The 12,719-nt window shown below is 67.5% G+C and carries 17 protein-coding genes and 1 pseudogene; 7 read left to right on the plus strand and 11 right to left on the minus strand.

Features of this window, described 5'->3' with window-relative positions; all coding sequences use genetic code 11:
• Positions 1–29 precede the first annotated feature (29 nt).
• The 4 genes and pseudogenes from BYZ73_RS13710 to BYZ73_RS13725 all read right to left on the minus strand — a co-directional run bounded on the left by BYZ73_RS13710 (position 30) and on the right by BYZ73_RS13725 (position 2,136).
• Positions 30–317, minus strand: coding sequence for a hypothetical protein (locus tag BYZ73_RS13710; protein ID WP_112316388.1), 288 nt, complete (start codon positions 315–317; stop codon positions 30–32).
• The gene (locus BYZ73_RS13715; protein WP_112316389.1) at positions 314–496 is read right to left on the minus strand and encodes a hypothetical protein; all 183 of its coding nucleotides are present in this window, start codon (positions 494–496) and stop codon (positions 314–316) included. The genes BYZ73_RS13710 and BYZ73_RS13715 overlap by 4 nt, the downstream gene beginning before the upstream one ends.
• 141 nt (positions 497–637) lie before the next feature.
• Complete coding sequence (locus tag BYZ73_RS13720; protein WP_112316390.1) at positions 638–970, minus strand: trypsin-like serine protease; 333 nt, start codon at positions 968–970, stop codon at positions 638–640.
• Positions 971–1,222: 252 nt separating this feature from the next.
• Positions 1,223–2,136: pseudogene (locus BYZ73_RS13725) on the minus strand (LysR substrate-binding domain-containing protein).
• Here BYZ73_RS13725 and BYZ73_RS13730 point away from each other — a divergent pair.
• The 3 genes from BYZ73_RS13730 to BYZ73_RS13740 all read left to right on the plus strand — a co-directional run bounded on the left by BYZ73_RS13730 (position 2,113) and on the right by BYZ73_RS13740 (position 4,813).
• Positions 2,113–2,703, plus strand: a complete 591-nt coding sequence (locus BYZ73_RS13730) for a cupin domain-containing protein (RefSeq protein ID WP_220086841.1) — start codon at positions 2,113–2,115, stop codon at positions 2,701–2,703. The pseudogene BYZ73_RS13725 and the gene BYZ73_RS13730 overlap by 24 nt on opposite strands.
• 346 nt (positions 2,704–3,049) lie before the next feature.
• Positions 3,050–3,892 (plus strand): DMT family transporter, encoded by an 843-nt coding sequence (locus BYZ73_RS13735; RefSeq protein WP_112316452.1) that lies wholly within the window; start codon positions 3,050–3,052, stop codon positions 3,890–3,892.
• Between the two features lie 135 nt (positions 3,893–4,027).
• A complete protein-coding gene (locus BYZ73_RS13740; protein WP_112316391.1) occupies positions 4,028–4,813 on the plus strand; it encodes an alpha/beta fold hydrolase in 786 nt (261 codons plus the stop codon).
• Here BYZ73_RS13740 and BYZ73_RS22800 read toward each other — a convergent pair.
• The gene (locus BYZ73_RS22800) at positions 4,797–5,261 is read right to left on the minus strand and encodes a cytochrome b (protein WP_181498062.1); all 465 of its coding nucleotides are present in this window, start codon (positions 5,259–5,261) and stop codon (positions 4,797–4,799) included. The genes BYZ73_RS13740 and BYZ73_RS22800 overlap by 17 nt on opposite strands.
• A 309-nt stretch (positions 5,262–5,570) precedes the next feature.
• On the minus strand, positions 5,571–6,011 hold the full coding sequence (locus BYZ73_RS13750) for a DsrE family protein (protein WP_112316393.1): 441 nt from the start codon (positions 6,009–6,011) through the stop codon (positions 5,571–5,573).
• 196 nt (positions 6,012–6,207) lie between these two features.
• Here BYZ73_RS13750 and BYZ73_RS13755 point away from each other — a divergent pair, with 196 nt between their 5' ends.
• Entirely contained in the window at positions 6,208–6,483 is a 276-nt protein-coding gene (locus BYZ73_RS13755) for a hypothetical protein (RefSeq protein WP_112316394.1), read from the plus strand.
• Positions 6,484–6,525: 42 nt separating this feature from the next.
• Here BYZ73_RS13755 and BYZ73_RS13760 read toward each other — a convergent pair whose 3' ends face one another.
• The 5 genes from BYZ73_RS13760 to BYZ73_RS13780 form a co-directional block, all read right to left on the minus strand.
• Complete coding sequence (locus tag BYZ73_RS13760) at positions 6,526–6,768, minus strand: hypothetical protein (RefSeq protein ID WP_112316395.1); 243 nt, start codon at positions 6,766–6,768, stop codon at positions 6,526–6,528.
• A gap of 149 nt (positions 6,769–6,917) precedes the next feature.
• Positions 6,918–7,322, minus strand: coding sequence for a RidA family protein (locus BYZ73_RS13765; RefSeq protein WP_112316396.1), 405 nt, complete (start codon positions 7,320–7,322; stop codon positions 6,918–6,920).
• A 3-nt stretch (positions 7,323–7,325) separates the two neighbouring features.
• Complete coding sequence (gene clpX / locus BYZ73_RS13770) at positions 7,326–8,591, minus strand: ATP-dependent Clp protease ATP-binding subunit ClpX (protein WP_108028239.1); 1,266 nt, start codon at positions 8,589–8,591, stop codon at positions 7,326–7,328.
• A gap of 168 nt (positions 8,592–8,759) precedes the next feature.
• Complete coding sequence (locus BYZ73_RS13775) at positions 8,760–9,389, minus strand: ATP-dependent Clp protease proteolytic subunit (RefSeq protein WP_108028238.1); 630 nt, start codon at positions 9,387–9,389, stop codon at positions 8,760–8,762.
• Positions 9,390–9,667: 278 nt separating this feature from the next.
• A complete protein-coding gene (locus BYZ73_RS13780) occupies positions 9,668–10,153 on the minus strand; it encodes a MarR family winged helix-turn-helix transcriptional regulator (protein WP_112316397.1) in 486 nt (161 codons plus the stop codon).
• A 275-nt stretch (positions 10,154–10,428) separates the two neighbouring features.
• Here BYZ73_RS13780 and ectA point away from each other — a divergent pair, with 275 nt between their 5' ends.
• The 3 genes from ectA to BYZ73_RS13795 are packed head-to-tail and all read left to right on the plus strand — an operon-like array spanning position 10,429 to position 12,707.
• Complete coding sequence (ectA, locus tag BYZ73_RS13785; protein WP_108028236.1) at positions 10,429–10,968, plus strand: diaminobutyrate acetyltransferase; 540 nt, start codon at positions 10,429–10,431, stop codon at positions 10,966–10,968.
• Positions 10,969–11,023: 55 nt separating this feature from the next.
• Positions 11,024–12,307 (plus strand): diaminobutyrate--2-oxoglutarate transaminase, encoded by a 1,284-nt coding sequence (gene ectB, locus BYZ73_RS13790; RefSeq protein ID WP_108028235.1) that lies wholly within the window; start codon positions 11,024–11,026, stop codon positions 12,305–12,307.
• Between the two features lie 4 nt (positions 12,308–12,311).
• Positions 12,312–12,707 (plus strand): ectoine synthase, encoded by a 396-nt coding sequence (locus BYZ73_RS13795; RefSeq protein WP_108028234.1) that lies wholly within the window; start codon positions 12,312–12,314, stop codon positions 12,705–12,707.
• The last annotated feature ends 12 nt before the right edge of the window (positions 12,708–12,719 follow it).

Genomic DNA, 12,719 nt, shown 5'->3' on the forward strand with positions numbered 1-12,719 from the left:
CGGATCGAACCCGGCCGCGCAATAGTCCTTCAGCAGATCGAGCCAGCCCGCGGGGGGCAGGCCTTGCCCGACACGCTCGCCGCGCCCGTCCCGGCCGACCCGTTCGCCGCCTCGGCCCCCTCGGGCTTTCCCGGCGCGGGGGCCTCGCTCGCCAGATCGGACAGATCGGCCAGGAAGCCGCAGGCCGAGATCACCCGGCCCAGCACCGGGCCGAGCTCGGGGCCGAGATCTTCGGCGATCCGCAGATGCGCCTTGGCGTCTTCCAGCGAGACCACCGGCCGCGCGGGCGGCATCACCAGAACCGGGATCGCCCTCATGCGTCGCCCGCCTTCCGGGCGCGGCGCGGTTTGGGGGCGGGCTCAGGCTCGGGATCTGACGCGCCCAGCACGCCAGCGGCGATGAGATGGGCCACCTCGGCCTCGGCAGCCTCGCGCATCTCTCCTTCCAGATACATGCGCTCGCCAAGATGCTGGCGCAGGACCGTGTATGTCGGCATGTCGTCCTCCTATCGGCTCAGGAAAGAGGGCGGTTCGCCCGCCCTCTCGGAGAGCCGATCAGCCTTCGCGGCCGAAATCGCCGTAGATGAAGGCGCCCGGGCGATAGGTGGCCAGGGCGAGGCGTTTCTCGGCGAGGATCGTCACCAGGTTCTTCGTGAAGCCCAGGCGGCGGAGACAGAGACCTGATCGGGGGCCATCAGCGGTCCGGACACCCGGCCGTCCGTCGTCACGCAATGCCGCGCGGTCAGCCCCCAGTTGCGATTGAGCAAACGGCCCGAACAGCCGTTGTTGACCCGGATCAGGCCAAGCCGGTGCTGCGTGGTCGGATCCACGGGGGTGCCGGACGTGATCGGCTGTTGCACGCTGCGAATGCGGCCCTCGGCCGTATCCCGGCAATTGTCCTGCGCCAGGGCAGCGCCTGATGAAAAGACCACAACAAAAAGACCCACTGAACGCGAGGCCGGGACGTGCATCGAGTCACCTGAAATTTTCGAGTTGAATTAGTTAAGATAGAAACCGATTCGACGCGTCCATGAATATATCCGCGGGCGCCTGCTCTGGCGCCACCAGGCCCCCTCCCTCGCAAGCGCGGCGCATGATCCGGCCGGATGCAAAGTGCCTGCGGCCCGGATGCCGGTTGCCGAATTGCGTTTTCTTTCTAAGGGTTGGCGGAAAACGGATATGGCGCGCACGGCACGTGGCGGACGGCCGGCGTCCGACCCGACTTACCCGCCAGCCAGATCCGGGTCCGCTTTCCACTTTCGGGCGACAAAGCCGACGAAGGTGCGGACGCGCTCGGCGATCAGGCGATTGTCGGGATAGACCGCATGCAGCGGAACCTCGCCCGCGCTCCAGTCGGGAAGGACAGGCACCAGAGCACCCGACCGCAGCGCGTCGCCCACCAGGAAGCTCGGCAGCTGGCAGATGCCGGCGCCTGCCTCGGCCGCGATCCGAAGCGCCCAGCCCTCGTTCGATTGCAGCCTCGGCGCGACCGGACGTCGATCCGGTCGGCGCCGCGCATCAATGGCCGGATCCACCCCGTGCGCAGGGCCGAAAAATGCAGGATGTCATGGCCGGCCAGGTCGGAGGGCGTCCGGAGAGGTCCGCGCCGGGCCAGATAGCCGGGACCTGCACACAAGAGCAGCGGCGACGCGCCGAGCTTGCGCGCGATCAGGGTCGGCGCGACCTCGAGCGTGCCGCAGATGGCCAGATCGAAGCGCCGCTCGATCAGGTTCCCGGCCACGTTCGAAAGATCGAGCTCGATCCGCATCCCCGGATGCTCTTCCAGAAACTCGGTCACCCGGCCCACCAGATAGCGCTGGCCGAAATCCGGAGGCGCCGAGATGCGCAGCCGTCCTTCGGGCGCGGCATGTTCGGCCCGGGCCGCGCGTTCGGCCGTCGCCACGCGCTCGGACAGATCGTCCAGACGAGCGCGACAGACCTGCCCCGCGGGCGTCAGGCGCACCAGGCGCGTCGAGCGGTGGAACAGCCGCAACCCGAGCCGCGCCTCCAGATCCGCCACCTGCGCGCTGACGGTCGAGCGGGTCAGGCCCATCGCGTCGGCGGCAGCGGTAGAGCTTTCGTGTCGGGCCACCGCGAGGAAAACCGCCACGCCATGCAGAGGATCGACCGTCTTCATTTGTCAGCTCATCCGGACAATCATGCCAGGTGGACCCCGTTTATCGGCCTCCTGAAAAGGATCAAATCGCTGGCCTGGAGCAAGAAAATCCTGATGAAGACGCAAATGAACCCCTCCGACCAGTCCGTCTTTTCGGCCGCGGGTGCCGGCCATGTCGCGCATGGCTTCGGGCCGCACAGGATCCGCCTCGCATCCGGGGATACCGCCGGGCGCCTTGGCGTCTTCGAGGCGGAGGTGCCCAGAGGCTCCGGCCCGCCCCTGCATGTCCATGAACGCGAGGAGGAACTCTTCCGGGTTCTCGAGGGCGCGTTCGCCTTCTGGTGCAACGGCATCCGCGTCGATCCTGGGGCGGGCGGCGTGATCGCGATCCCGCGCGGCGCGGTCCACCGCTTCGAGAATATCGGCGCCGCGCCGGGACGGCTGATGGTCGTGATGACGCCCGGCGGTTTCGAGGGCTTCTTCTCGGCGGTCGAGACCGAAACGCCGGAAAACCCGCAGGCCCTGGACGCGCTCGCCGCGCGCTTCGACCTGCGCTTCGTGCCGGCGCGGGCGGACAAGGCGGCCTGACGGCCGTGGCCCGCCCTGTGGGAAGGCTCTTTCGGGTCAGGTGACGCGTCGTTCGGCCCCGCGAAAAGCTCAGGGGCGCCGCGGAACCGGCGGCGAGCGAAGGGCCCACCGGCGGGCTTTCCCACCCCGGCATCGGCCGCCGACCGGCCGCCGCCGCGGCGCAAGGACCGCCGGCGCGATGCGGGCAAGGCGGGACGCCGGTGTTGCAAAGCCGGCGGCAACGCCCGATCATGGCCCCCGCCCGAAGGAAGGGGCCGGCAAACGGCGCCGCTCGGGGCCGCAGGAAGGACCGAGCGTGAAGACCATTGTCGCGGATCACCGCCAGAACCTGCTGGGCGGGGCCTGCATGATCGGGTCCATGGCGGGCTTCGCCGTCGAGGACACCCTGATCAAGGCGGCATCGAAAACCTTGCCGCCAGGCCAGATCCTGATGCTCTTCGGCCTCGGGGGCGCGCTTCTCTTCGCGGGGCTGGCCCGGCTCGGCGGGCAGCCCCTGGTCAGCGCCGACGCCGTCTCGCGGCCGATGCTGCTTCGCGTGCTGTTCGAGGTCGCCGGGCGGCTTTTCTACGTCCTCGCGCTGGCGCTGATCCCGCTGTCGACCGCCACGGTCATCCTGCAGGCCACCCCGCTTCTGGTGGTGGCCGGGGCGGCGGCTCTCTTCGGCGAGCGGGTCGGCTGGCGCAGATGGGCGGCGATCCTGCTTGGCATGACCGGCGTTCTGGTGATCGTCAAGCCGGGGACGGACGAGTTTTCCCTGCTCTCGGTCCTGGCGGTGCTCGGAATGATCGGCTTCGCGGGGCGCGATCTGGCCAGCCGCGCGGCGCCCCGGTCGCTGTCGACCTCGATCCTCGGAGTCTACGGCTTCCTGGCCGCCCTGGCGGCGGGGGCGATCTTTTCGCTTTTGCAGGGGACACGGTTCATCCTGCCGGACCCCGAAGCTGCCATGTGTCTTCTGGGGGCGGTGCTGGTCGGCGTGGCGGCCTATGGGCTCTTGATGCGGGCGATGCGCACCGGCGACGTGTCGGCGGTCACCCCGTTCCGTTATACGCGGCTGCTCTTCGGCATCGGCCTCGGGGTCGCCCTCTTCGGCGAACGTCCGGGCGCCGCGACCCTCGTCGGCTCGGCCCTCATCCTCGTGTCGGGCCTATTCATCCTCTGGCGCGGGACCGGGACCGCGAAACCGCGCTAGGACCGACCGGCTCGATCGGCCCGGGGGGCGTCGGCCGAAATCGTGCAGTGCCTGCGCGGGGCCCCCGCCCCGGGATCGCTGCGCGGGCGGTGCAAGGCACTGGTCCCGGGCGCGGGGGGCCGCTATCTCTGCCCCATGCTCGCGACACATGTTCACGGCGACGCCACCGCCGCCCCGCCCCTTCTGATCGTCCATGGCCTTTTCGGGTCGGCCCGCAACTGGGGGGCCGTCGCCCGCCGGCTGTCCGACAGCCGCCGGGTGGTCGCGGTCGACATGCGCAACCATGCCGACAGCCCCTGGACCTCGACCCACGGCTATCCGGAGCTGGCCGCCGATCTGGCCGAGGTGATCGAGGCCGAGGGCGGGCGCGCGGACGTTCTGGGTCATTCGATGGGCGGCAAGGCGGCGATGGCACTGGCGCTGACCCGCCCCGGGCTGGTCGACCGGCTGATCGTGGCCGACATCGCGCCGGTGGCCTATGACCATACCCAGGTCGGGCTGATCCATGCGATGCGCAGGCTCGACCCGTCCGCCATCGAGCGGCGCGGCGACGCCGACCGGGCGCTGGCCGCCACGGTCGAAGACGCCTCGACCCGGGCCTTCCTGCTGCAATCGCTGGATCTGCGGTCCAAGCCGCATCGCTGGCGGCTGAACCTCGACACGCTCGAGGCCGAGATGCCCCGGATCATGGACTGGCCCGAGGCCATCGACGGGCAGTTCGACGGCCCGACGCTGGTGCTGGCCGGGGCGAACTCGACCTATATCCGCCCCGAACATCGCGACCGTATCAAGGCGCTGTTCCCGGCCGCGCGCTTTGCGAAGATCCCCGGCGCAGGGCATTGGCTCCACGCCGAGAAACCGAGAGAGTTCGAGGCGGCGGTGCGCGCCTTCCTCGATCTGGCGCCTAGCCCTCGGCCTTGAGCATCCGGGTCAGTGTGCCGTCCTTCTTGACGTATTGCCCCATCAGGGCGGCCGCCACGTGCAGCAGGATCAGCAGCACCAGGATCACGCGCAGACCCGCATGCAGCCCCGCGGCCAGGCCCGAGCCCAGCGACCAGGCCAGCATGCCCGAGACGGGCAGCGCCACCATCAGCACGTAAAGCCCGCCATGGATCACCCGCGCCAGCAGGATCTGCGCGGGCGAATGGGTCGGATCGGGCGCCGGCACCCCGTGCAGGAACCGCAGCCCCAGCCGCCAGAAGGCCAGCACCAGGATCGACAGCCCGATCAGGATATGCAGCCCCACCAGAACGGTGAAGCCCTTCTCGCCCGTATCCATGTATTGCCCGAAGGCATGGCCCATGCCGTCCCCGAACAGGAACTGCACCACGACCAGCCCGAACACCGCCCAATGCAGGCGGATTTGCATCCTTGAATAGCCCTTGACCGACATCGATGGCCCTCCGATGGTCCTTTGCCCGAAACGACCGCCGGCGTCGCGGGCGGTCGGAAGATGGCCTGCGCCATTCGCCAGAACACCGGCACGGCCACCGCCCTCCCCGCTGCCGCAATGGGCGGGACCCGGCATCGGCGTGCCGTCGCCCGGGGCGGAGACGGCGGCAAGGCTCACGCCCGCAAAGGTAGTGGAATTCCGCGCGGCGGGCAGTGCGGCTTGGCGAAGCATCCCGCCCGTCCGGGGCGCAGGGGCGCCACCGGGCGCGCCGACCGGCGCGGCCGTTCAGAACGACCAGACCCGGCTCTGGCGGTCCAGCAGATCGCGCGCCATGGCATCGGGTTTCGCGACGCCCACGCCCTCGATCAGCGCCTCGGGTCCGGCGCCCCGCCCGGGCAGATAGATCGCACAGACTTCGGCCCGGGCCCCCTTGCCGATGGCGGCCGCAAGGGCGGTCTGCGGGCTCAACCCCGCCGGGGGCTGGGGCGCTGTGGCCGCTGCGGGCGGGTCTGCCAGCGCGATATCGCCCGCGGGCCCGCACAGCAGGACCCTGACCGCCGTCCCGCGATCGAGCGCCTGCAGCGTCAGGACAAGGCCCATCAGCTGGGTCTGCGGGTTCGGATCGGTCAGCACGGTGACAAGCCTGCGCACATCCCTGGCCGCCGCCGGGGCCGCTGCCAGCGCCAGTGCGACCGCCGCGATCAGGGCCGTTTTTCTGGGTGTCATGAGGTCTCTCCCTGTTCTCGAAACTCTTGCCTAAAGGGAATAGACCGCCGGGCCGGACCGGGCAGTGACTAAGGCACAGAGACGCGGAGACAAGGCCGCGGCCGGAGTTGACGCGCGGAATAGCACTTGACCGGAATCAAACGGACGCCACGGTATCGGTGGTAGGCTTGGCCGCACGCATCAGGGGAAGACAGGGATGATTTCACTCGACGATATCGAGGACATGACCAGCCTGACCCGCGACGAGATCGCGGCCATTGCACTTCACGAGCATGTCCCCGAGGCCGATGCCTCGCTGCTGGGCGAGTATCTCATGCATGTCCATAACGGCCCGCAGCGGGTGACGGCCATGATCTGCGACGACATCCGTGCCGCCCTGCATGCCGACGATCTGGACGGCGCGCGCGCCCTTTACGGCGTGCTGCACGCCTTCCTGATCGCTCATCCCGACGCTGCCCGGGGCGCCGGCTAGAGGCCCCGACAGCGCGCCTGCCGAGGCCAATCAGACGGTCGGTCAGACTTCGGGCAGGCCGCTCCGCAGGCGGTCAGCCTCGGCGCGGGTCGGCCAGCGCGGATCGGCTTGCTTGATCCGGCGCGAGACGACATAGGCCGAGGGCCAGGCGAGGATGCAGCCGATCCCGGCGCCGATGGCGACCGAGATCCAGCTGTAAAAGCCCAGCGAGAACATGACGATCACCAGCATCCCGGTGATGACGGCCCCGGTCATCGGGGTCAGAAGCAGGCTCAGACGGTCCATGAGATCCCTCCCTTGTCATGGGTCACGCAAGAGCACTACGCAGCCGAGCCCCCGGCGGATGCATCGGCCGCGGCCACGGTGCGTCACGAAGCGGTGAGCGGTCGGGCAAAGACAGTCGGGTCAGGCGCTTCGGGTCCAGGGGAGCCGGGTCAGGGCATCGGCCCCTGGGGCGCGGCGATCCGCCGGGCAGTGACCTCGATCTCGATCTTCATCTCGGGCTCTTGCAGCCCGGCCGAGATCATCGTGGCTGCGGGCCGGGCCCGGGCAAAGGCCGCGGACACGACCGGCCAGCAGGCGGGCCAGTCGGCCGGATCGGGCAGGATGTAGCGGACCCGCACCACGTCGTCGAGCGTGGCCCCCGCCTCGGCCAGCGCCGCCGCGATGGTCCCCAGCGCATTGGCGCATTGGGTCTCGACCGCGGCGGGCATGGTCATGGTGGCATAGTCATAGCCGGTCGTCCCGGCCACGAAGATCCAGCCGTCGACGTCAACCGCGCGGGAATACCCGATCTTCGCCTCGAAGGGCGATCCGGTCGAGATCAGACGGCGGGCCAAGGCTCAGCCCGCGGTCTTTCCTTCCTTCTTGGAGTCGACATAGATCAACAGTGGCGCGGCCGCGGCATTGACCGCTTCCTCGTTGACCACCACTTCCTGCACCGAATCCATGCCCGGCAGGTCGAACATGGTGTCGAGCAGGATGTCTTCCATGATCGACCGCAGGCCGCGTGCGCCGGTCTTGCGCGCGATGGCGCGCTTGGCGATGGCGGACAGCGCATCGTCGGTGAAGGTCAGCTTGGTGTCTTCCAGATCGAAGAGCCGCTGATACTGCTTGACCAGCGCGTTCTTCGGCTCGGTCAGGATCTGCACCAGCGCGGCCTCGTCCAGATCGGTCAGCGTGGCGATCACCGGCAGACGGCCGACGAATTCGGGGATCAGGCCGAATTTCAGCAGGTCTTCGGGTTCCAGTTCCTTGAACATCTCGCCGACACCGCGCGAGTCGTTGTCCTTCACATCGGCGCCGAAGCCGATGGCAGACCCCTTGCCGCGCTGCGCGATGATCTTTTCAAGACCGGCGAAGGCGCCGCCGCAGATGAAGAGGATATTCGTCGTGTCGACCTGCAGGAATTCCTGCTGCGGATGCTTGCGCCCGCCCTGCGGCGGCACCGAGGCAACGGTGCCTTCCATGATCTTCAGCAGGGCCTGCTGCACGCCCTCGCCCGACACGTCGCGGGTGATCGAGGGGTTGTCGGACTTGCGCGTGATCTTGTCGACCTCGTCGATATAGACGATGCCCCGCTGCGCGCGCTCGACGTTGTATTCCGACGCCTGCAGCAGCTTGAGAATGATGTTCTCGACATCCTCGCCGACATAGCCCGCCTCGGTCAGCGTGGTCGCGTCGGCCATGGTGAAGGGCACGTCGAGGATGCGCGCCAGCGTCTGCGCCAGCAGGGTCTTGCCGCAGCCCGTGGGGCCGATCAGCAGGATGTTGGACTTGGCCAGCTCGATATCGGCGGACTTGGCGCCGTGATTGAGGCGCTTGTAATGGTTGTGCACCGCGACGGACAGCACGCGCTTGGCATGCATCTGGCCGATCACGTAATCGTCCAGCACGTCGCAGATGTCGCGCGGCGTCGGCACGCCGTCGGTCGCCTTCAGCCCCGAGGTCTTGGTTTCCTCGCGGATGATGTCCATGCACAGCTCGACGCATTCGTCGCAGATGAACACCGTGGGTCCGGCGATCAGCTTGCGGACTTCGTGCTGGCTCTTGCCGCAGAACGAGCAGTAGAGCGTGTTCTTCGAGTCGCTGCCTGAATTCGTCGCCATGTCGGTCCTCTGCGGTCGTCGTCTGTGCCACCCTGTCCGGGCAGGAGCGGCTGGCTTACCTCGGTTGCCTCGGCCTCGGGTCAGCGTAGGCCAAGGCGCACCGGGGCACAATGTCAAATTCCTTACCCTTGGCGGGGCCGGATCGGGCCCCGCGCCGGGCGGAAGCGGTTACTTCGCGTCTTCGAGCGCGCTGCGGCTTTCGACGATCTCGTCGATCAGGCCCCAGCCCTTGGCGGTTTCGGCATCCATGAAATTGTCGCGTTCCAGCGCGTCGATCACCGACTGAAGATCCTGCCCGGTATGCTTGACATAGATCTGGTTCAGCCGGTCCTTCAGCTTCTGGGTTTCCTGGGCATGGATCATGATGTCGGTCGCCTGCCCCTGGAACCCGCCCGAGGGCTGGTGCACCATGATCCGGCTGTTGGGCAGCGAGAAGCGCATGCCCGGCGCCCCGGCGGTCAGCAGCAGCGAACCCATCGAGGCGGCCTGCCCGACCACCAGGGTCGAGACCTTCGGCTTGATGTATTGCATCGTGTCGTAGATCGACAGGCCCGAGGTCACAACGCCGCCCGGGCTGTTGATGTACATCGAGATGTCTTTCGACGGGTTCTCGGCCTCGAGATGCAGAAGCTGGGCCACGATCAGGCTCGACATGCCGTCGTGAATCGGCCCGGTGATGAAGATGATCCGCTCCTTCAGGAGGCGCGAGAAGATGTCATAGGCCCGCTCGCCACGAGAGGTCTGTTCGACCACCATGGGTACCAGGTTGTTCATGTAATGCTGGATCATGTCGGTCATAGTCGCCTGCCTCTGGGTACGTTCGGCCGTTGGATGCTGACGGGCGTGGATGCGCCCCGCGTGTCAGAACGAGTCTTAGTTTCGCGCCAGACCCCCTGCAAGGGCCATGGGATCTTTTCCTTTCCGCCGCGCCTGCCCCCTGCCCCGCCCGGGGCGCGGCCGCAAAGGTCGGGGACGGCCTGCCCAGGCTGCGCCGCGGCGCGTTAGCGATCCGTCTCCAGGGGCGGTCGGCGCCCCCGACTGCTGCACCTCGACGCAGCGTCGCCGCGGGCAGCTGCCTATTCTTCGGGCAGCGTTTTCCGGATATCGCCCAGATCGAGGACGGGGGCTGCATCGAGATGGCCCGCATCCAGCAGCGCCGCCACCCGTTCGAGCCCGGCGACCAGCATGGCCTGTTCATAGTCCGGCAGCTTTTCGAAGGCGGTGACATAGCGATCATGCAGCGGATCGGGCGCCCGGTCGATGGCGGCGCGGCCTTCGGACGTGATCGCGATGTTCATCTGACGGCGGTCGGTTTCGGACCGGCGCCGGTCGACCAGCCCCTTGGCCACCAGCCGGTCGATGAGGGTGGTCATGGTCGCCTGCGACACGCCCATCCGGGTCGCGATCGTCTTGGGCGTGCTCTGCCCGGTCTCGGCCACGATCTGCAAGACGCGGATCTGCACCGCAGTCAGCCCGGCGGCGCGGGCCAGTTCGCGCCCGTAAAGTTCGGTAGCTCGCAGGATGCGCCGCAGCGCTATCAGGCTCAGTTCGGACCGTTTCACGCCCCCTCCATCTGTCGGCAGCCCGTTGACCGCGCACGGATTTCACCAATCGACGGCAGGCGCAAGCGGAATGCGCTTAGACAGGCAAAATTCAAGGGAACATTTTCAGCAACTGCAGGTTGGCATAACGCGACATGTTCGGTGCATCGTAGTTCATTTTTGCGTCAATGTACCAAATTTTGCGCCTTTTACATCGGCATGTTGAAATTTCGTAAGGCTAACTATATTGAGGGCGCGTGTCAGACAGCCCGTGCCACAAGGAGGACAGCAGAGCCATGGCCACCACGATCCAAGCGACTCCCCGGCGCAAGTCGGCGCCGATCACCTTCCGATCGCCCACCGGCGCGGACGGTCCCGCCGTCTGGGCATTGATCCGCGCCTGCAAGCCGCTCGACGAGAACTCGATGTATTGCAACCTGATCCAGTGCGATCACTTCGCCGATACCTGCATCCTGGCCGAGATGGACGGCGAGATCGTCGGCTGGATCTCGGCCTATCTGCTGCCGAACGATCCCGAGACGCTGTTCGTCTGGCAGGTCGCGGTGTCGGACAAGGCACGCGGCCACGGACTGGGGCGGCGGATGCTGTTCGAACTGCTGGACCGCGAGGCCTGCGACGGCGTGATGCGGCTCAAGACCACAATCACCCGTGACAACGACGCCTCCTGGGGGCTGTTCCGCGGCATCGCCCGGCGTCTGGGCGCCCGCATTGAGGACGAACCCCATTTCACCCGGTCCGACCATTTCGACGGACGCCACGCCACCGAACACATGGTGACGATCCGGCTGGCCGAGGCCCTGCCCCGGGCGGCGTGACGGCGTTTTACCTGCGTTTCGTTTTTTCCCGTTCCAGAAACCCGAGGACATTCCCATGTCGACTGTTGAGACAGCCGAAACCGCCATTTACGACCGCCGCGAATCGGAGGTCCGGTCCTATTGCCGGAATTTTCCCGTCAGCTTCGCCCGCGCCGAGGGCGCGACCCTGACCGATGCCGACGGCAACAGCTATACCGACTTCCTCGCCGGGTGCTCGTCGCTGAACTACGGCCATAACGATCCCGACATGAAGGCCGCGCTGATCGCCCATATCGAGCGCGACGGGCTGGCCCATGCGCTGGATCTGCATACCGAAGAGAAGGCGGCGTTCCTGACCGCCTTCGAACACCACATCCTGCGCCCGCGCGGGATGGAGCACCGGGTGATGATGACCGGCCCGACCGGCACCAACGCGGTCGAGGCGGCGCTGAAACTGGCGCGCAAGGTCACCGGGCGACGCAACGTGATCGCTTTCTCGAACGGCTTTCACGGCATGACGCTGGGCGCGCTGGCCCTGACCGGCAATGCGGGCAAGCGCGGCGGCGCGGGCGTGCCGCTGCCCGACGTGACCCACATGCCCTTCGAGAACTCGATGGGCGATCTCGACACGCTCGACTATCTCGACACGATGCTGTCGAACCCGTCCTCGGGCATCGACGCGCCCGCCGCCTTCATCGTCGAGCTGGTGCAGGGCGAAGGCGGGCTGAATGCCGCCTCCTGCGAATGGGTGCAGGGGCTGGCGCGGCTTGCCGAAAAGCACGGCGCGCTGTTCATCGTCGACGACATCCAGGCCGGGATCGGCCGCACCGGCAGCTTCTTCAGCTTCGATCACATGGGCATCGAGCCCGACATGGTGACGCTGGCCAAGTCGCTGTCGGGTTTCGGGCTTCCGTTCGCCTGCGTGCTGGTCCGGCCCGAACACGACATCTGGAAGCCGGCCGAACATAACGGCACCTTCCGCGGCAACACCCATGCCTTCGTCACCGCCCGCGTCGCGCTCGAGAAATTCTGGGCCGATGACGACCTGCGCAACGAGGTCGCGCGCAAGTCGCAGGTGCTGGAAGAACGCCTGAGCCAGATCGCCGGCAGGATCGACGGCGCGGCGCTGAAGGGCCGCGGCATGATGCGCGGCATCGACGTCGGTGACGGCGAGTTCGCGGCCCGCATCTGCGCCGACTGCTTCCGGCGCGGGCTGATCATCGAAACCTCGGGCGCCCAGGACGAGGTGGTCAAGGTGCTGGCCCCCCTGACCATCCCGATGGAGCAGTTCCGAAAGGGGCTCGACATCCTCGACGCCGCCGTCGAAGCCTGCGCCCCTTTTCCTATCGCAGCGGAGTAAGACAATGATTGTACGCGATTTTCACAAGCTCAAGGACACCGACAAGGCCGTGTCGGATGCGCGCTGGACCTCGGTCCGGATGCTGCTGGCCGATGACGGGATGGGCTTTTCCTTCCACATCACGACGCTGCAGGCGGGCTCGGAACACACCTTCCACTACAAGCACCATTTCGAAAGCGTCTACTGCATCTCGGGCAAGGGCTCGATCACCGACCTGGCCTCGGGCGAAACCTTCCAGATCCGGCCCGGTGTGATGTACGCGCTCGACCAGCACGACCACCACACCCTGCGGGCCGAGGAAGAACTGGTGATGGCCTGCTGCTTCAACCCGCCGGTCACCGGCACCGAGGTTCACCGCGAAGACGGGTCCTACGCGCCCGTCGCCGAACTCGCCGACTGATCCCAATAAAGG

This window comes from Rhodovulum viride (assembly GCF_003265965.1).
Lineage (GTDB): Bacteria > Pseudomonadota > Alphaproteobacteria > Rhodobacterales > Rhodobacteraceae > Rhodovulum > Rhodovulum kholense.